The 17,026-nt window shown below is 59.7% G+C and carries 15 protein-coding genes and 1 other RNA gene; 8 read left to right on the top strand and 8 right to left on the bottom strand.

The features are described 5' to 3' along the window. Positions 1 to 72: 72 nt before the first annotated feature. A complete protein-coding gene (locus tag QD336_RS08055) occupies positions 73 to 1,086 on the top strand; it encodes an ArsR/SmtB family transcription factor (RefSeq protein WP_269340635.1) in 1,014 nt (337 codons plus the stop codon). 1 nt (position 1,087) lies between these two features. After that, a complete protein-coding gene (gene metF / locus QD336_RS08050) occupies positions 1,088 to 1,981 on the top strand; it encodes a methylenetetrahydrofolate reductase [NAD(P)H] (protein WP_269340637.1) in 894 nt (297 codons plus the stop codon). 465 nt (positions 1,982 to 2,446) lie between these two features. Here metF and QD336_RS08045 read toward each other — a convergent pair whose 3' ends face one another. From QD336_RS08045 to QD336_RS08015, 7 genes are all read right to left on the bottom strand, one after another. Further along, positions 2,447 to 3,673 (bottom strand): lytic murein transglycosylase, encoded by a 1,227-nt coding sequence (locus tag QD336_RS08045; RefSeq protein ID WP_499170146.1) that lies wholly within the window; start codon positions 3,671 to 3,673, stop codon positions 2,447 to 2,449. Positions 3,674 to 3,795: 122 nt separating this feature from the next. After that, entirely contained in the window at positions 3,796 to 4,575 is a 780-nt protein-coding gene (locus QD336_RS08040; protein ID WP_269340639.1) for a glycoside hydrolase family 25 protein, read from the bottom strand. Between the two features lie 272 nt (positions 4,576 to 4,847). After that, positions 4,848 to 5,564, bottom strand: coding sequence for a class I SAM-dependent methyltransferase (locus QD336_RS08035; RefSeq protein ID WP_269340641.1), 717 nt, complete (start codon positions 5,562 to 5,564; stop codon positions 4,848 to 4,850). Next, the gene (locus tag QD336_RS08030; protein ID WP_499170144.1) at positions 5,561 to 6,811 is read right to left on the bottom strand and encodes a BtaA family protein; all 1,251 of its coding nucleotides are present in this window, start codon (positions 6,809 to 6,811) and stop codon (positions 5,561 to 5,563) included. The genes QD336_RS08035 and QD336_RS08030 overlap by 4 nt, the downstream gene beginning before the upstream one ends. Before the next feature lie 303 nt (positions 6,812 to 7,114). Beyond that, entirely contained in the window at positions 7,115 to 8,194 is a 1,080-nt protein-coding gene (locus QD336_RS08025) for a transglycosylase SLT domain-containing protein (RefSeq protein ID WP_499170142.1), read from the bottom strand. A 124-nt stretch (positions 8,195 to 8,318) separates the two neighbouring features. Then, complete coding sequence (locus QD336_RS08020) at positions 8,319 to 8,954, bottom strand: LysE family translocator (protein WP_269340645.1); 636 nt, start codon at positions 8,952 to 8,954, stop codon at positions 8,319 to 8,321. 52 nt (positions 8,955 to 9,006) lie between these two features. Beyond that, positions 9,007 to 10,218 carry a pyrophosphate--fructose-6-phosphate 1-phosphotransferase gene (locus QD336_RS08015; RefSeq protein ID WP_269340646.1) on the bottom strand — a complete coding sequence of 404 codons (1,212 nt, stop codon included), beginning with the start codon at positions 10,216 to 10,218 and terminating at the stop codon, positions 9,007 to 9,009. Positions 10,219 to 10,548: 330 nt separating this feature from the next. Between QD336_RS08015 and QD336_RS08010 the strand changes: the two genes are divergently transcribed. From QD336_RS08010 to rnpB, 6 genes are all read left to right on the top strand, one after another. Further along, a complete protein-coding gene (locus QD336_RS08010) occupies positions 10,549 to 11,289 on the top strand; it encodes a J domain-containing protein (protein WP_003522185.1) in 741 nt (246 codons plus the stop codon). Beyond that, complete coding sequence (locus QD336_RS08005) at positions 11,286 to 12,065, top strand: N-acetylmuramoyl-L-alanine amidase (RefSeq protein WP_499170141.1); 780 nt, start codon at positions 11,286 to 11,288, stop codon at positions 12,063 to 12,065. The genes QD336_RS08010 and QD336_RS08005 overlap by 4 nt, the downstream gene beginning before the upstream one ends. A gap of 248 nt (positions 12,066 to 12,313) precedes the next feature. Next, positions 12,314 to 12,853, top strand: coding sequence for a lytic transglycosylase domain-containing protein (locus tag QD336_RS08000; RefSeq protein WP_499170139.1), 540 nt, complete (start codon positions 12,314 to 12,316; stop codon positions 12,851 to 12,853). A 92-nt stretch (positions 12,854 to 12,945) separates the two neighbouring features. Continuing rightward, the gene (locus tag QD336_RS07995) at positions 12,946 to 14,133 is read left to right on the top strand and encodes an NAD(P)/FAD-dependent oxidoreductase (protein ID WP_499170138.1); all 1,188 of its coding nucleotides are present in this window, start codon (positions 12,946 to 12,948) and stop codon (positions 14,131 to 14,133) included. Positions 14,134 to 14,192: 59 nt separating this feature from the next. Next, positions 14,193 to 15,383: an NAD(P)/FAD-dependent oxidoreductase gene (locus QD336_RS07990; protein WP_499170137.1), complete on the top strand. Its 1,191-nt coding sequence runs from the start codon at positions 14,193 to 14,195 to the stop codon at positions 15,381 to 15,383. 56 nt (positions 15,384 to 15,439) lie between these two features. After that, positions 15,440 to 15,841: RNase P RNA component class A (rnpB, locus tag QD336_RS07985), an RNA gene on the top strand. Positions 15,842 to 15,867: 26 nt separating this feature from the next. Here rnpB and QD336_RS07980 read toward each other — a convergent pair. Beyond that, a complete protein-coding gene (locus QD336_RS07980; RefSeq protein WP_499170135.1) occupies positions 15,868 to 17,025 on the bottom strand; it encodes a glutathionylspermidine synthase family protein in 1,158 nt (385 codons plus the stop codon). Position 17,026 lies beyond the last annotated feature (1 nt).

The raw sequence follows: 17,026 nt of genomic DNA, 5'->3' as shown, positions 1-17,026 counted from the left end.
TGCGCTTGCATCGAACGTCACATCGACATAAAGATATCTTTATATCTTGATTAGCTTGCGAGGCGCGGCAGAGTGTCGTTCGGTCTGGACAAATTGGTGGATCTCCTGAAGGCGGCGGGCGAGCCGACGCGCTTCCGTTTGCTGGCGCTTCTTGCGGCCGGCGATCTGACCGTTACTGATCTTACCGAAATCCTCGGCCAGTCGCAGCCGCGTATCTCCCGTCACCTCAAGCTTTTGACGGAAGAGGGGCTGATCGAGCGGTATCAGGAAGGGGCTTGGGCCTATTTCCGTCTAAGGCAGGATGGTGAGCCCGCCGTTGTCGTCCGGCAACTGCTTGGCGCGGCATCGCCTTCTGACGCCGTTCTCCAGCGTGACAGTGAGCGGCTTGCCACCGTCAAGCGGGTGCGGGCCGAGCGGGCGCAGGATTATTTCAGCCGGAATGCATCCGCCTGGGACGAACTGCGCCGCCTGCATGTCAGCGATGAGGCCGTGGAAGGCGCACTGCTGAAGCTGGTGGGCACCACGCCGATCGATTCGCTTCTTGATCTCGGCACGGGCACCGGCCGCATCCTTCAGCTTTTGAGCGGCATCTATCGCCGTGCGATCGGCGTGGACGCCAGCCGCGACATGCTCTCGGTGGCACGCGCCAATCTCGACAAGGCGGGCGTCGTCAATGCCTCGGTTCGCCATGGCGATATTCTCAACCTGCCGCTGGAGGGACAGGATTTTGATCTGATCGTCATCCATCAGGTCCTGCATTTTCTCGACCAGCCGGAAATCGCGCTGGCCGAAGCCGCGCGCATGCTGCGACCCGGCGGGCGGTTGATCGTCATCGATCTCGCGCCGCATTCCTTTGAATATCTGCGCGATGAACATGCGCATGTGCGGCTCGGCTTTTCGCATCCGCTGATGGAAGAATGGCTGAAAAAGGCCGGACTTTCTCTGGAGCGCGCCGTCGATCTTCATTCTGAAAAAGCGTCCGACGAAGCTCTGGACGTGACGATATGGGTCGCCCGAGACCAGCGGCTGCTGATGGCAGACGATGTGGTGCAAGAGGTGGTTTTACTTGGCTCCGGGAGGGCATGATATGTTGAGGTCGGAAACCGCGCGCCGCGATGGCGATATCCGGTTGTCTTTCGAATTTTTCCCGCCCAAGAATGCCGAGATGGAAGCCCAGCTCTGGGAAACGGTTGCCGAGCTGAAGAAGTGGGATCCGGATTTCGTGTCCGTCACCTATGGCGCCGGCGGTTCCACCAAGGCGCCGACGCTGGATGCCGTGCGCCGCATGATCGGTGACAGCCATCTGCCGACCGCGGCACATCTGACCTGCGTTGATGCCAGCCGTGAGGATGTGCATCAGGTCATCGAAGAGTTCCGTAACGCCGGCGTTCGCCATTTCGTGGCGCTGCGCGGCGATCCCTCGACGGGCATCGGCACGGCCTATAAGCCGCATCCGGAAGGTTACGAAAATGCCGCCGCTTTGGTGCGGGGGCTGCGGGAGATCAGCGATTTCGAGATTTCCGTTTCGGCCTATCCGGAAAAACACCCGGAAAGCGCCAGCGAAGCGATCGATATCGATATGCTGAAGCGCAAGGCGGACAATGGTGCGACCCGGGCGCTGACGCAGTTCTTTTTCGATAATGATGTATTCGAGCGCTACATGGAGCGCGTGACGGCGGCGGGTATCACCATTCCGGTGGTTCCGGGCATCATGCCGATCCAGAATCTCACCCAGTTGAAGCGTTTCGCCGGCCGTTGCGGCACCAGCATTCCCGGCTTCCTGGATGAGCGTTTCGAAGGCTATGACGAGGATCTGGAAGGCCGCGCCCGCGTGGCGGCGGAGGTTGCCGCCGAGCAGATCGCCGATCTTCAGCGGCGCGGTATCAACGAGTTCCACCTCTACACCATGAACCGCGCTCCGCTGGTCGACGCCGTGCTGGAAAACCTCGGGCTGGAGCGTCTGCGCCGCAGCGCCGCCTGATCTCAGACAAGCGGATTATCGACATGAAAAAAGCGCAGGTCCCTCGGGGCCTGCGCTTTTTAAACTCGTGTCATCTACGGTTTTTATCTGCGTTTGGTCTTCACGTCTCGTCAGATGAAAAGCATCATCGCTACGAACAAAAACGCCAAACCGACTGCCAAGGCATTGAGAGATTTTGTAAGTCCCATGGGTGCCTCCTCTTGTTGACAGTTTCGATAATATGACCGTTTTGTGGCAGTTGAAAAGCGGTTTTTATAATGCGGCGCAGCATGTTTGGGCGCGGCGTAAAAATGAAAATTCTTTAATTGTTTGAAAATAAAAGACTATTTTAAAATCACGCAGTGCGTCATATGTTTAAAAAAAGTAAATGACCGGGGTGTTATCCCCAGTCATCAGGTCGAGATTAACAGATTTGCCCTGATTCCGGCCGATAGATTAAAGGCCGGAAGACGCCGTTAAGATTGCTTAAAGCGCCTGCAGAAGTGCCGTCGACGGCCAGCCATCGGCGGGCAGTCCGAGACGCTGCTGCTCCTTCTGGATGGCGACGCGGGTGCCGGAACCGAGAATGCCATCCACCTTGCCGACATTGTGTCCGCGCGCTTCGAGCTTGGTCTGAAGCTCTTTCATCGTCGCGTCATCGAAGCCCGGTTCGGGATTGCCCTTGTTGTACACGGGGGCGCCCATCAGGCGGGTGGCGAAATAGGCGGCCGACGTCGTGTAGATGAACGACTGGTTCCATTCGAGATAGATGTTGAAGTTCGGATAGGTGATGAAGGTCGGTCCCTTGCGGCCCTGCGGCATGATGAKGGCAGCGGGCAGGGAAGAGAAGTTCTTGTTGCCGTCGCGCGGGGTGACGCCGAGCGCGAACCAGTCGGCGGCGGTCAGCGGGCCGCCGAGGCCGGATTTTTCCCAGGGGAGGTTTTCCGGCAGGGAAACTTCCTGAATCCAGGGTTCGCCCTTCTTGAAACCGAGGTGCTGGATGAATTTCGCGGCCGTCAGGATGGCATCCGGGGCGCTGCTCTTGACGTTGACGTGGCCATCGCCATCACCATCGACGCCGAAGGCGATGATGTCCTTGGGCAGCATCTGCACCTGACCGATTTCGCCGGCCCAGGCACCCGTATTGGCGGCGGGGTCGAGATCGCCATGCTGGACCATTTCGATCAGTGCCAGCAGCTGCGGACGGAAGAGTTCCGGGCGGCGGCAATCATGCGAGAGCGTCACCAGCGCGTTGCGGGTGTTGAAATCGCCCTGAACGGCGCCGAAATCCGTCTCCATTGCCCAGAAGGCGGCGATGACGCCGGCCGGTACGCCGAATTCGTTTTCGGCGCGGGCGAAGGTGGAGGAGAGTTCCTGCAGCTTCTTGCGGCCGATATCTAGACGGGCCTGGCTGACGGTGCGCTGGGAGAATTCCAGGAAGGTCTGGCGGAAGACGCCCTGGGCGCGGTCACGCGAGAGCACTTTCGGGTCGATCTGCGCGCCGGCAAGCGCCTTCTGGATCGCGTCGGCCGGAACGCCCTTGGCGAGCGCATCGGCTTTTACGCCTTCGAGAAACGCGCCGAGATCACCGCCGCAGGCAACCTGCTTGGGATCGTCAGGCGAAGCGACGGGCGGCGTTGCGAAGGCGGAGCCGGTGGAAAGAAGCGACAAAGCGGCGGCAAATACGATGCTGCGCGACCGGAAGGTGGGCATGGGAATTTCCTCGATAGGTTGTTGGCCCGCTTTACCCATATGTTTGCGACAAAAAAACGGACCGGGCGATCTGCTGATGCGAAAGAACGCCGATTTTTCGAAAGTGTTGCTTCTTGGCCGTGTTATTTGGCGGAAGCAATCCATTTTCGCCAGTTTTTCTCCGTGCCGGCAAAGACATTGATGTCGGTCGGGCCGTTTACGCCGGGCACTACGCCGGTTGCCGTATATTGCCAGAAGGCCCATTTCCGGTCTTCGTAAATCTTGGCCGGATGGGCGGCAACGGAACGCACCCAGAAATGATAGTCCTTGAACTGGCCGACAAGATTGTCGCGGTGGAAATCCACCGAGGTATAGATGATCGGGCGCTTGCCGTAATGGGCCTCGATGCGGTCGAGGAAACGCTGCATTTCGGCGCGCACGATGCCGGGTGCCGGGCGCGTCTTGCAGGTGGGCGAGGAGGGGTTCCACTCCACATCGAGAACCGGCGGCAGGGTAACGGCTTCTTTCGGCACGTTGCGAATGAACCAGTCGGCCTGCGCATCTGCCGTCGAGCAGAAATAATAGAAGTGGTAGGGCGCATGCAGAATATTGGCTGCCGCCGCGCTGCGCCAATGATCGCCGAATTTCGGATCGATGCGGTCGGACCCTTCCGTCGCCTTGACGAAGACGAAGGAGACGCCGGATTTGCGCACGGTCTGCCAGTCGACATCGCCATTCCATTTGGACACGTCGATGCCGTGTACCTCGTGGCGGTGCGGGTTGTTCGTGCCGAAATCCTGCGGGTCGGTATCGGAGAACTTCGGCTTGGAAACGGATGCGGTTTCCAGCAGGTCGTAACTGGTGGACGTGCAGCCGCTGATCAACAGCAAAGCCGACATTAGTGCCGAAAAACGCAGCCGCATTGGAACCCTGATGAAAATGTTGCCCATCCCGCGGCCGCAAAATGGCGTGCCGCATCTCCCGATCTACGCATAACATGGTAAACAAGCGGTTATGGCAAGGGGAAATGGCTGATTTCGGCCTTGCAAGCCGCTGAATATTAAGCGATTTGCTGTTTTGCGGATCGGAAAATGCCGGAGCGCGCCAAAGCGGTTAACGGCAATGATGCCGATGGCAGTGCCGCGCCCGCCCTCGAATCGGCAAGTCGAATCGGTAAGGCGCGATGCCAGATAGATCAGGCGTCCGCCAGTATCCGGCTGATTTTCGGCTGTGCTTCGATGACCGGAAGCGTGATGACGGCCCGCCAGGCATAACCCCGGGCAATCTCCTCGAACTCCAGATTGCCTTCAAACCGGCCTGCCATATTGGCAAGCACATAACGAAGGTTGGCGCGGGGTGTGACGTGGAAGCGGGTGAGCCAAGCCCTGAGGAGGCTGCGGAACCATTTCGGCAATTGCTCCTGCTGGCCGAAATCGACGATATGCAGCGAACCGCCGGGTTTCAGCGCGGTGAGCGCCTGTTCGATCGCCTTTTCCCAGTCCGGTATCATCGACAGCGCATAGGGGATCATCACACGGTCGAAACCGTCAGGCTGGCCGAATTCGGCGGCACGGAAAGCGGTGGCGTCGGCCACGCGCAGGACCGGGCGTTCTGCCTTGCCGTTAAAATTCTCGGAAGCCGTCAGCAGCATTTCGGCGGAAATATCGAGGCCGAACAGCTTTGCCTGCGGAAATTTCCGGCTGGCCAGCAGCAGGTTGCGGCCGGTGCCGCAGCCGACTTCAAGCAATGTGCCGCCCTTCGGCACGTCGAGGCCGGAAATCGTCCGGTCGCGGCCGAGAAGGTAATATTTGCGGGTGATATCGTAGATATGCCGCTGGTGGCGATACATGCGGTCCATCAGGCTCGCATGCGCGCTGTCTGCAAGGCCCACATTCTCGCCGATGGTTTTCATGCCATAGCCCTCTGGTAGATATGGAAGCCGCCATAAATGGCCGAGCGATCCATGGCGTTGAGCGCGTTGGAGCGCTCTTCGAGATAGACCCACTGGTTACGGATATCAGGAGAGAGACGACCTTCGATGACGCTCTTTTCGGCGGCGGTGCGGAAGATGACACGCGCGCCAGGGGCGGCGGTGCGGCTGATCTGCGACCACAATTCGTTGAGCTGCGTATCCGTCATCCAGTCCTGGGCGTCGAGCAGGATGTAGCGGTCGACGGCGCTGGCCGGCTTTCTGGAAAGAAGCTCGGTATAGGTGGCGTGGTGCACCGCCACGCGGGCCGTGTTGTTGCGGATCGTCTCATAATATTCCGGCTTGAGATAAGCGGGCAGGGCGCCCTCATGCGGCTCGGGATAACGGCGTGCAAAAGCCTGCCAGGCAAAATAATTGTCGCTGAGCGGGAAGTTGCAAGCCAGCTTCTCCAGCCGCTCCTTGAGCACGGAGGCGACCGTGCCGTCGTTGGAAAGGCTCGCCAGCTCGTCATATTGGCGCGGAGGAATGCCGAGGCCGAAAAGCGAGCTCTTGCGCTTCGTCAGCCAGCGTACCACCGGCTTGTCGAACAGCGGTGCGACCTTGCTGTCAAAAAACTGGCGCTGTTCGTCCAGCGTCCGGGTCTTGGCCATTTCGGTGAGTTTCACGCCGTGCAGGCGGGCCATGAGGTGGCCGGCGCCGATGAAGCGGCCGAGCAGGCCGGTGCGGTAGATGTTCCTGTCGAACACCGAAATGCGGCGGCGGCCGGAAAGGGTGCGCTTCGACCAGTAAGCCTTGGTGGTGGCGTCGAGATGTTCGGCGATGAAACGGTCATAACCGACGCTGTTGCTGCGCGTATTGGCGCGGCCGAAGTGGCGCACCACGTCCTGATGGGCGGGCAGATGGCGGAAGGCGGCGAGCTTCAGCTTGTTCAGCGCAATGTGATGCGGGTTGAGGTCCACGACATCGATGCTGGCCGGGTTGCGCGAGAGATAGGCCAGCATGTTGCAGCCGCCCGAGCCGATGGTGACGATGCGATGGCCTTCGCCAAGCTCCATCGCTTCCATGTCGATTTCCGGGTCTTCCCAGATCTGCGGATAGACGAGGCCGGAAAAGAGGACGCCGAAGAACCGTTCGGAAAGTCCACTTTTGGAGAGTGCCTTGTGCTGGAGCAATGCGGACTTCAGTTTCGTGTTTTTGCTGAAGCCGGTCTTGGGTGCCGCACTCGTCATATGTTCACCTCTCAGTCGATTGAGAGGCGTCTACAGCCGTGACACTACAGTTTGATGACAGGGGCTGTGGGTGAAAGCAACGAATCAAAGAGACTGTGGGAAACCATCGGCGTCTAAGTTGCGAGCGAGACCTCGTCACACACGACGTCATCCTCGGGCTTGACCCGAGGATCCATAACGCATTGCAATCGTGGATTCTCGGGTCACGCCCGAGGATGACGGAGAGAAAATTTCAGGCGCTTTTGTCACCGGTCTCGAGAAGCCGAACAAATTCAGGCGGCATTCCCAATGCAGCCGGAGCTATTACTTGCGCAGGACGTGCAGCATGCCCTTGCGCTTGGCGTCGTAATAATAGCCGCGCGCATAAAGCCGGACGGCATTGTCACGGTCGTTACCCGCCACAACCCATGCGCCGCGCAGGTATTTGACGGCGTATTTGAGATTGGTTTCGGCATCGAACAGGCCGGAGGCGGGGCCATCGAAGCCCATGGAGCGGGCCGTGGCATGCCGGATTTGCATCAGGCCGAAATTGCCGCTGCTATAGGCACCGGGATTATATCGGCTTTCGCGCTGCACCACGCGGTGAACCAGATCTTCCGGTACATCATACATGGTGGCGTATTTGGTAATCAGTCCGCTCAGCTTTTCGCGCCCGGCCGGTGCGGAATTGAGCGGCGCCGTCATTGATTCGTTCTGCCGGATGGCGGCAAGCGCGGCATTGGTGGGGCCTGCGGCATAAGCGAGGACCGTGCTGTCCGGCTTCGGCAGGGGAATGACTTTCCGTTCCGCCGTCAGTTCGGTGCCGATGGACGGCGTGCCGGGCGGTGGCGGCGCGGGCGGGAAGCTGCCCTTGACGGCAACCACCTGCGGCAGGTCGGCCGCTGCATTGTGGGTGGTGGGCTTCGCCCCCATGCTCGCCGTTTCGATGGCTGCCGCCGCCGGGGTGGCGCTTGTCGGTGCCAGAGCCGCAGCCGTGGTCGGCGCGGATGTCGTTACGGCGGCTTGCGCCACGTCGGTCTGTTGCGGCTGCATCTGCGCGGCAATAGCTGCGGCGGCTGCGATTTCTGAAGCCGGCGGCAGGGCCACGCGTCCGCCCTTGACGGCGACGGCGGTGGGAAGTGCTGCAGGCTGAGAAGATGTTGCGGCTTGGGCGGTCTGGGCCGCCGGTGCGGCCGGGGTGGCGCTGGCTGCGGCCTCAGCCGTTACCGGCTGTGTCGATGCCTGGGCAGGAGCGGTGGGGCTGACCGTTGCGATTTTCGGACCATTCGGCCCTTCCTTCGCGGTATATTCGACGCTGGTGCATGCGCTCAATGCCAGTGCCAGACCCACGGTGGAAGACAGAAGAAGTGCACTTCTTCCGCGGAATTTTCCCGAATTTCGCATGTTGCCGCCTTCGTTATGCCTGTCTTTCGATACCCCCGCGTCGAGCGAAGCAGGCAGTGTCCCGTCGCGCCTTCATTAACCTATTGTAAGGAAAGCGGCAAGCCGGGACGTGGCGCCCCGGTTTTCAGGCCGCGATGCGCCTGTATCCGGCACTGACGGCGCGGCCGGAAATGAAGTGGGTGCGGTATTTCGGCCGGATTTTTTTATCACCGGACATGCGGCGCACCAGCGCCAGAGTCCGGCCGGCAAACAGCGCCTGCGCGGTCAGAATCACAAACGTCAGAATCAGGATCGCGGCCTGTGCCATGGCGAGGGTTTCAACGGCGTTGCCCGTGGTGGAAATAAATTGAGGCAGCAACGCCAGAAAGAAAGCGAAATAGCGTGGGCGCAGGGCCGCGATGGCGTAACAATCGCGGAAGATACCGCTCCAGGATTTGCCCGGCAGATTGTCATTATCGGCATTGGCCGCCTGTGCGGCCGGCGTGGCGAAAGTCCACAGGACAAACAGCATCAGCCAGCCGATGCCTGCCCATTGCACGATTTCAAGGAAGGCTTGTGGCAGATAGGCAAGACCGGCCACCGGAATGGCGGAAATCGTCATGGCAGTGACGATGCCGAGTGCGCCGCCGCTGACGGAGGCGAAGACCGTCTTCCTGCCGCGGATGGCGGCATAGGAGGCGACAGAGAATACAAGGGGAGAGGGGAGTGCGAACACAACGGCACATGCTGCACAAAAAATCAGCCAGGCCTGTCCAGACATTCTCTTCCTCCTTGCCCTCCCTGTCGCCGTCTTATTTTAGACTATCGTAAAATCAGGCCGCTGTGAACGGCTGACCGACGTGTTCCATCACTTCGGTAAACCATTTTGCAGAGAGGTCGAAATGCTTTCCGCCCTTGATACGCGGAAACTCGATGGTTCGCAATTTGCCATTCTGGTCTTCGTCATGGCCGGTGACACCGGAGACCTTGTTGAGCGCGCTTTCGACCGCCAGATCGACCATGCCCTGGATGAGGCGCAGGTCGTCGCCATTGGCGGCGGCGGAACGGGCGAAATAGCCCGATTTCTGCACCATGGAACGCTCTGCGCCGATGAGGCTGGCAAACTGCTTCTGGAACCAGCCGCCGACATTGATGGTGTCGATCTTCACATGGCCGAAGGCATCGCGCTTCACGGCCTCACCCGAGGCTTCGCGTTCGGCGACGATGGCGTCGAGGCCTGCACCTTCGGAAACGAACAGCGTGACATAGCCGTTCTTGTCCATGACTTCCTTGAGTCGCTCGGCTTCCGCCTCGATGTCGAAGGCCATTTCCGGCAGGTAGATGCCGTCAATGTTCTTCATCTGCGTGTTCATCATCAGGCCTTCGACATATTCATTGCCGCTGGTCTTCTGAATATAGGCGCGGGCGGTGGCGGCCGTCAGCCAGCCGCAATGGCGGCCCATGACTTCGTGGATGACGAAGGTCTTCGGCGCCGCACTCTGCTCGTTGCTGACATTGTCAAAGAAGGAGGCGCCGACTTCGGCGGCCGTCCAGGCACCGAGCGACTGCTTGATCGGCACGACGTCATTATCCACGGTCTTCGGCAGGCCAACGACGGTGAGGTTGTAGCCGTTGGCGCCGAGATAGGCGGCAAGGTCGGCGGCGGTCGTATTGGTGTCGTCACCGCCAATGGTGTGGAGAATGGTGACGCCGTCAGCCGCCAGCCGGTCAGCGGCGACGCGCAGCGGATTGTCGCCTTCCTTGACGAGACCGCGCTTGGCGCAATCGGCGGCATTGGTGAGCTTGACGCGGCTGTTGCCGATCGGCGAGCCGCCGTAACGGTGCAGCAGATGCGCCTTTTCGCGCATATCCTTCGTGATCTCGATGCGGTCGCCCAGAAGCACGCCCTGATAACCGGAACGGTAAGCGATGATGTCGATCTCAGGCGCGATGTCGCTGTAGCGTTCGATCAGGCCACCCACGGCCGAAGAGAGACAGGGCGCAAGGCCACCCGCGGTCAGCATTGCGACTTTCTGTTTGGCCATCATGGCTCTCCTTTTCACATATATCCAAAGACATGTCTGGCAAATGGATGCGACAGCCGCGTGTAGGTGTAAAGTGAATTTATCAAGAAAAACGCCGATTTCTCGCGGTTTTTCAGCGGCTTGACAAAACTGGCCGAATATAATCGTTTCAATCCGCATCAGGGCTGCCGCGCGGCCGTGTCCGTCTGCGGCATCTGTGGAAAACCGGGCTTGCGCCGTTCGCCTCGCTCTTGTTCCTGCAGTAAAACTGTCGCAAAGATGAATAAAAGTTAATGCCGCTGGGCCGCCGGGCGTCTTGCATTCCCGGTAATATCCCGTCATGCTTGTCGCATGATGTTCGATTTCGCCTGTCTGCAAATTTCATCCCTGTGGGAACGACTGCTCGGCGCAATCGGCGACGCGGCAGGCGGCGCACTCGGGCGCGTGGTGGAAGCTATCCGCACCCTGTTCGAGGGTGACCCGGAAACCCGCCGCAAGGTTTCCTTTTCCGTGGCCATCATCGCACTTTCCGCCAAGATGGCGAAGGCCGATGGCGTCGTGAACGATGCCGAGGTTCGTGCCTTCCGGCAGATTTTCGATTTCCCGGAAGAAGAAGCCAAGAACGTCGCCCGTCTTTATAACCTCGCACGTCAGGATGTTGCCGGTTACGAGGCCTATGCGGAGCGGCTGGCTGGTCTGTGCGGTTCCGGCCACGCCAATTGCGAGATGCTGGAAAGCGTCATCGACGGCCTGTTCCACATTGCCAAGGCCGATGGGCTGATCCACGAGCGGGAGCTGGCCTTCCTCGGCCGGATCGCGGAAATCTTCCGTATCACCGAAGATCATTTCGAAACGATCATGGCGCGGCATGTGCATATGGACGGGCGCGATCCCTATCGTGTGCTCGGCGTTTCGCCCTCCGACGATTTTTCCGACATTCGCCGGCGCTACCGTTCGCTGGTGGCAGAACACCATCCGGACAAGCTCATCGCACGCGGCGTGCCGATGGAATTGCATGCCGCCGCAAATGAGCGTATGGCGGCTCTCAACGCCGCCTATGCGGCCATCGAGAAAGAACGCCGCGTCGCATGAGTGAATGTCTGCCGGATTTTACCCCGGATTTCGGGGGCGCAACTGTTGCGCCTTCGCCTAACCATGGCGAAAGACTGGGCGTGGACGGCCCCGATATCATTCTTCTCCATTATACCGGCATGACGACGGCGGATGGTGCCCTTTCGTGGCTTTGCAATCCGGAAAGCCAGGTTTCCAGCCATTATTTCATCTTCGAGGACGGGCGCGTCATCCAGCTCGTGCCGGAAACCCGCCGTGCCTGGCATGCCGGTAAAAGTATCTGGGCGGGGGATGAGGACATCAATTCCCGCTCCATCGGCATCGAGATCGCCAATCAGGGCCATCCCGGCGGACTGCCGGAATTTCCGAAGAAACAGGTGGAAGCCGTTATCGAATTGTGTCGCGATTGCGGCCAGCGCTGGAATATCGCCGCTGAAAGGGTGCTGGCGCACTCGGATGTCGCGCCGATCCGCAAGGTCGATCCGGGTGAAAAATTCCCGTGGGACATCCTGTCGCAGCACGGTGTCGGCCATTGGGTGGAGCCCGCGCCGATCCGTGGCGGACGCTTTTTCCAGCGTGGCGACCACGGCCAACCGGTCGAAGCGTTGCAGTCGATGTTGTCCATCTATGGATACGGCGTTGAAATTACAGGCGCTTATTGCGAAAAAACCGAGGGCGCCGTGGCCGCCTTCCAGCGGCATTTCCGCCCCACCCTGGTGGACGGCATCGCGGATTTCTCCACCATCGACACGCTGCACCGGCTGATCGCCAGCCTGCCGAGATTTTCGGCCGCCTGAGCGGCGATTCTGGAAAAGCATTCCCGCTTTTCCGACGTGTTCAAGTCGCTTTTTTTGTTGTGCCACAGTTAATCCGCATTGAGGAAGTTTAAGAACGTCACTGCATGCGGTGTCGTTCTTCAGGGGAACCTGCCGTCAATATCAATCAAGGAGACTGGACAGCGGGAAGTCGCGATCGACTTTCCGGGCGTTGAATATTTGTGCCGCTTCATTGTTCTGGTCATCCGATCTGGAGACTTTTTCTACATATGAACAGGGTTGTTGTTGCTGTCGTGGCGGGCGTTGTTGCGCTTGCTTCGCAGGTGGGGATTGCTTTTGCCAAAGACGAAGACGTGAAGACCAAGACCGTGACGCTGGAGACCTTCTTCCGCAAGCCCGGTTATCCCATTCCCGAAAAAAGCCTGCCTACCTCTCTCAAGAACGGCTATTCCGAGCTGATCGTCAAATATGCCAAGCGTTACGGCGTTCCCACCAATCTGGCGCATGCCGTGGTTTCGGTGGAAAGCAAGTTCAACCCCAAGGCCCGTGGCAGCGCCGGCGAGGTCGGACTGATGCAGATCAAGCCGGCAACGGCGCGGATGATGGGCTATCGCGGCACGACCAAGGCGCTCTACGATCCCGAGACCAATATTCGCTGGGGCATGCAATATCTGGCGACGGCGCATCAGCTTGGCGGCGGCGAAGTTTGCAGCACCATCCTGCGGTACAATGCCGGCCACGGTGCCACCCGTATGAACCCGGTGTCCAAGCGTTATTGCGGCAAGGTGCAGGCACTGCTGGCAAGCTAAGGCCGGTATCGATCGTCTGCGGAATTGCGAAAAGCGATTCCGGTTTGGGCCGGCATGCTGTAGTCAGAAACAAATCTGATACGGAGCATGACATGCCGGATTTCAAATATATCGTGGTCGGGGCCGGGATGATGGGAGCGGCCGCGGCGCGGCATCTCTCAGTGCAAACGGATGGCGTGGCGCTGATCGGGCCGGCTGAGCCGGCCGACCGCAAAACGCATCAGGGTGTGTTTTCAAGCCATTACGACGAAGCGCGTATCACCCGTGGGTTTGACGGTGATCCGGTCTGGGCCGAACTCGCGTTGCGCTCGATCCGGCGTTATGCCGAGATCGAGGCGAAAAGCGGCATCCGGTTCTTCACCGAAGCGGGCTGCCTGTTCACCGGCAACGGCAAGGGGCTTGCGGGAGACTATGTATCGCGGGCGCTTTCCTCGGCGGATCGTCTCGGTCTTGAGGTGCAAATACTCGGTAGTGCTGCGCTGGCCGACCGATTTCCAATGTTCTCGCTGCCTGCCGATCACGGTGGTTATTTCGAGGCCAGCAATGCCGGCCACATCAATCCGCGGGCGCTGGTGAAGGCACAATGCGTGATTGCCGAAGCGCAGGGCGCCCGGCTTTTGCGCGAGACGGCGGCGCATATCCGCGATACCTCCCGTGGCGTCGAAGTCATGACACGGGAAGGGGCCACCTATACGGCCGAAAAGATCATCGTCGCGGCGGGTGGTTTCACCAACATGGCGGAGCTTCTGCCATCGCCGGTCGATATGGCGGCGACAGGCCGTACCATTGTGTTTTTCGAGCTGGATGAGGCAAGGCAGGCGCTGTTTGGCGCGATGCCCTCGACGATCGTGCTGGCGGAAACCGAGGACGATATCGTCTATATCCTGCCGCCGGTGCGATATCCCGATGGCAAGGTCTATCTGAAGATCGGTGGCGAAAGCGAAAAGGGCAGGCTTGAAACGCTTGCCCAAGCGGTGGACTGGTTCCACTCGGATGGGACGCCGGGTGAGGTGGATTTCCTGACGAAAAAAGCCTTGTCGCTGATGCCGGAGCTGGCCGGCTGCCCGGTCACGTCCGGTTCCTGTGTCGCTTCGATCACCCGCAGCGGTTATCCCTATATCGGCTATACGCAATCCTCCAATATCGCGGTTCTGACCGGCGGCAATTTCGTTTCGGCCAAGTCTTCGGACGAGATCGGGCGACTGGGTGCGCAGCTGCTTCTGAACGGCCAGCTCACCGAGGATGAATTCGCCGCCGAGATGTCACCGGTTTTCGTCTGACATTGCCCGGCGAAGCGGCTACAAGAGTGTGGCTGAATGGAACGGGTAAAGAGGGCGGCATGTCGGGGCATTTCAACTATATCGTCGTCGGTCGCGGCATGATGGGTGCGGCCGCTGCCCGCCATCTGGCGGAAACGGTGGAGGGCGTGGCGCTGATCGGTCCCGGTGAGCCTGCCGATATCAAAACCCATCAGGGCGTCTTCGCCAGCCATTACGATGAAGCGCGGATTACCCGCACCATCGATGGCGATGCCGACTGGGCTTTGCTCGCCAACCGTTCCATCGCCCGTTATGCCGATATTGCCGCACGCAGTGGCGTCGCGTTTTACGCGCCGGTCGGTTGCCTGATGGTGGGGCCCGAACGGGGCGGTGCCAATCCCTTTGTCGACGATGTTCTCAAGGCGGCGGATCGGCTCGGCGTTTCCACGGAACTGCTGGATGACCAGAGCCTGAAAAGCCGCTTTCCCTATTTCTCCTTCGAACCGGATTGCGAAGGCGTCTTCGAAAGGGACAATGCTGGTTACGTCAACCCGCGCGCGCTGGTGAAAGCGCAGGCCATACTGGCGGAAAAGGCCGGCGTTACGCTGATCGATGATATCGTCGTCTCGACGCGGGAAGAGGGTGGTCGCGCCTCGGTGCAGACGGCTTCTGGCGCGGTTTATACCGCAGACCGGGTGCTGGTGGCGGCCGGTGGCTTCTCCATCACCAAGGATTTGCTGCCGCAGCCGGTCGGGCTTGATGTTTATGCCCGCACCGTCGCTTTCTTCGAGATAGATGAGGGCGATCTCGCTCAATATGCAGACATGCCGTCGCTGATCTATGAGCCGCGTGATACCACGAAACATATCTATCTCCTGCCGCCGGTGCGGTATCCCGACGGCAAATTTTACCTGAAGATCGGCGGTGATCCCGACGATAAAAGGGTCGGCAGCGACCCGGAAATCCGCGAATGGTTCCGTTCCGGCGGACGCGAGAGTGTGCGTGACCATCTTTCGGAGATAGTGGACAAGCTGGTGCCTTCCGTTGATCTCTCTCGTGTCTCGATGGCCGCCTGCGTCGTCTCAAAAACGCAGAGCGGTTACCCGGCCATAGGCTTCACCGCCTCGTCGCGCATCGCGGTTCTGACTGGCGGTAACGGTACGGCGGCGAAGAGTTCCGATGAGATCGGGCGGCTGGGTGCTCTGCTGCTGCGCGACGGAAAAATCGCCGATGACGCCTTCTCGACGGATTTCACACCGGCATTTCTTTGATCTTTCACGTCGCTTTTCGGTGGCTTTCGCTGCGGAACATGGTTATGGAGCCCATGCCAGTTGGCCGGGCAGCCGCGCTTTACCAATGTCGAAAGACGGTAAGGTGAGGAAAGTCCGGGCTCCACGGAAATACGGTGCCGGATAACGTCCGGCGGGGGTGACCCCAGGGAAAGTGCCACAGAGAGCAAACCGCCATGCTTTGCATGGTAAGGGTGAAAGGGTGGGGTAAGAGCCCACCGCGCCGCTGGTGACAGTGGTGGCAAGGTAAACCCCACCGGGAGCAAGACCGAATAGGGATGACACGGGGCGGGCGAAAGCCCGTTCACAGCCGGTTTCCGGGCCCGTCATCCGGGTGGGTTGCGCGAGGCGGCATGCAAATGCCGTCCCAGATGAATGGCTGCCACGTTCCGGGTCAAACCGGGGCCATACAGAACCCGGCTTACAGGCCAACTGGCGAATTTTCCTGCCGACCTTTCGGCGAGGATCACCCCTCGATGATATGGGGAACGTAGCGGGAGAGATTGGCGGTGATGGGCGATGCGTCCTCGCGAATGCCGAGCCCGCAGGGCCGATCGGCGACGATCCAGCTTCCGAGCACTGCATATCCGAACTCGCTCTTGAACAAGGGCGCGTAGGCCTGGAAAACATACCCCTCTTTGCCATAGCTGCCCGGGGCCGATAAAATTTCGCGCCGGTTTAGGTAAAGGCTGACATTTTCGCCTTCACGCGACAGAAGCGGCTTCACCACGTAATCCTGTAATTCGTATATTTCCGGATCGTCGGGAAAGAAACTCGGGAGCAGGTTTGGGTGGTTGGGATGCCGCTGCCAAAGCATGGGCAGCAGGCCCTTGTTCGACAGCACGGCTTTCCAGGCCGGCTCGATGAAAATGCCGCTCTCCGCAGGCAGATGTGCCCCAAAGGATTCCCGTAACATGAATTCCCAGGGATAAAGCTTGAAGCAGCGCTCGATGACGCGATTCTGGAGGTCGGCATAACGTCCGTTCGCATCGATGCCGATGTCTCGGATATCGAGAAACTGGGCGCGGTGGCCAGCCTGAATGGCGCAGTCCATGAGATAAATCGTCGTGCCGCAATCTTCGGCACTGTCGCTCACCGCCGCAAAATGGAAAATCCTGTCCCGCGAGAATTGCCCGAAGGCTTCGATCAAGGCTTCCTGAACCGAGTTGAACTGGTCGGTTTGCGCCGGGAACGTTCCAAGGGCAACCTGATCCGTCAGCCAGTTATATTGGAAATATCCCGTTTCGAAGACGGAAGTGGGTGTGTCGGCGTTGTATTCGAGCAGCTTTGCGGGGCCATGTCCGTCATAGGCAAGATCGAAGCGGCCATACAGGTGGCGGTCACCCCGCCGCCAGGAATTTCGGATCACATCGTGATAATCGCGCGGGATGGCAAGGCGGGTGAGCGCCTCCTCACTCTTGACGATGTCGGCGACGAGATCCATGCACATGTCGTGCAGGACCTGGCTCGGTTCTTCGATGTTGCGTTCGATTTCATCTAGTCCAAAGCAATAGGCCGCATCGTCCACCCAGTAAGGTTCGCCGTGCATTTCATGGAAGGAGAAACCCACGGCATTGGCTTTTTCGCGCCAATCCGGGCGCGGGGGTACTGTGATGCGGCGCATG

The organism is Rhizobium sp. BR 250 (assembly GCF_047445855.1).
Classification (GTDB): Bacteria; Pseudomonadota; Alphaproteobacteria; order Rhizobiales; family Rhizobiaceae; genus Agrobacterium; species Agrobacterium tumefaciens_I.
The sequence above is the reverse complement of the archived record's forward strand: the minus strand, read 5'-3'. Positions and strand labels throughout refer to the sequence as shown.

Bases quoted from the DNA above. Each gene is read 5' to 3' on its own strand.
- metF (WP_269340637.1), top strand. From the start codon at position 1,088: ATGTTGAGGTCGGAAACCGCGCGCCGCGATGGCGATATCCGGTTGTCT.
- QD336_RS08040 (WP_269340639.1), bottom strand. From the start codon at position 4,575: ATGCGGCTGCGTTTTTCGGCACTAATGTCGGCTTTGCTGTTGATCAGC.
- QD336_RS08035 (WP_269340641.1), bottom strand. From the start codon at position 5,564: ATGAAAACCATCGGCGAGAATGTGGGCCTTGCAGACAGCGCGCATGCG.
- QD336_RS08030 (WP_499170144.1), bottom strand. From the start codon at position 6,811: ATGACGAGTGCGGCACCCAAGACCGGCTTCAGCAAAAACACGAAACTG.
- QD336_RS08025 (WP_499170142.1), bottom strand. From the start codon at position 8,194: ATGCGAAATTCGGGAAAATTCCGCGGAAGAAGTGCACTTCTTCTGTCT.
- QD336_RS08020 (WP_269340645.1), bottom strand. From the start codon at position 8,954: ATGTCTGGACAGGCCTGGCTGATTTTTTGTGCAGCATGTGCCGTTGTG.
- QD336_RS08015 (WP_269340646.1), bottom strand. From the start codon at position 10,218: ATGGCCAAACAGAAAGTCGCAATGCTGACCGCGGGTGGCCTTGCGCCC.
- QD336_RS08010 (WP_003522185.1), top strand. From the start codon at position 10,549: ATGATGTTCGATTTCGCCTGTCTGCAAATTTCATCCCTGTGGGAACGA.
- QD336_RS08005 (WP_499170141.1), top strand. From the start codon at position 11,286: ATGAGTGAATGTCTGCCGGATTTTACCCCGGATTTCGGGGGCGCAACT.
- QD336_RS08000 (WP_499170139.1), top strand. From the start codon at position 12,314: ATGAACAGGGTTGTTGTTGCTGTCGTGGCGGGCGTTGTTGCGCTTGCT.
- QD336_RS07995 (WP_499170138.1), top strand. From the start codon at position 12,946: ATGCCGGATTTCAAATATATCGTGGTCGGGGCCGGGATGATGGGAGCG.
- QD336_RS07990 (WP_499170137.1), top strand. From the start codon at position 14,193: ATGTCGGGGCATTTCAACTATATCGTCGTCGGTCGCGGCATGATGGGT.
- QD336_RS07980 (WP_499170135.1), bottom strand. From the start codon at position 17,025: ATGCGCCGCATCACAGTACCCCCGCGCCCGGATTGGCGCGAAAAAGCC.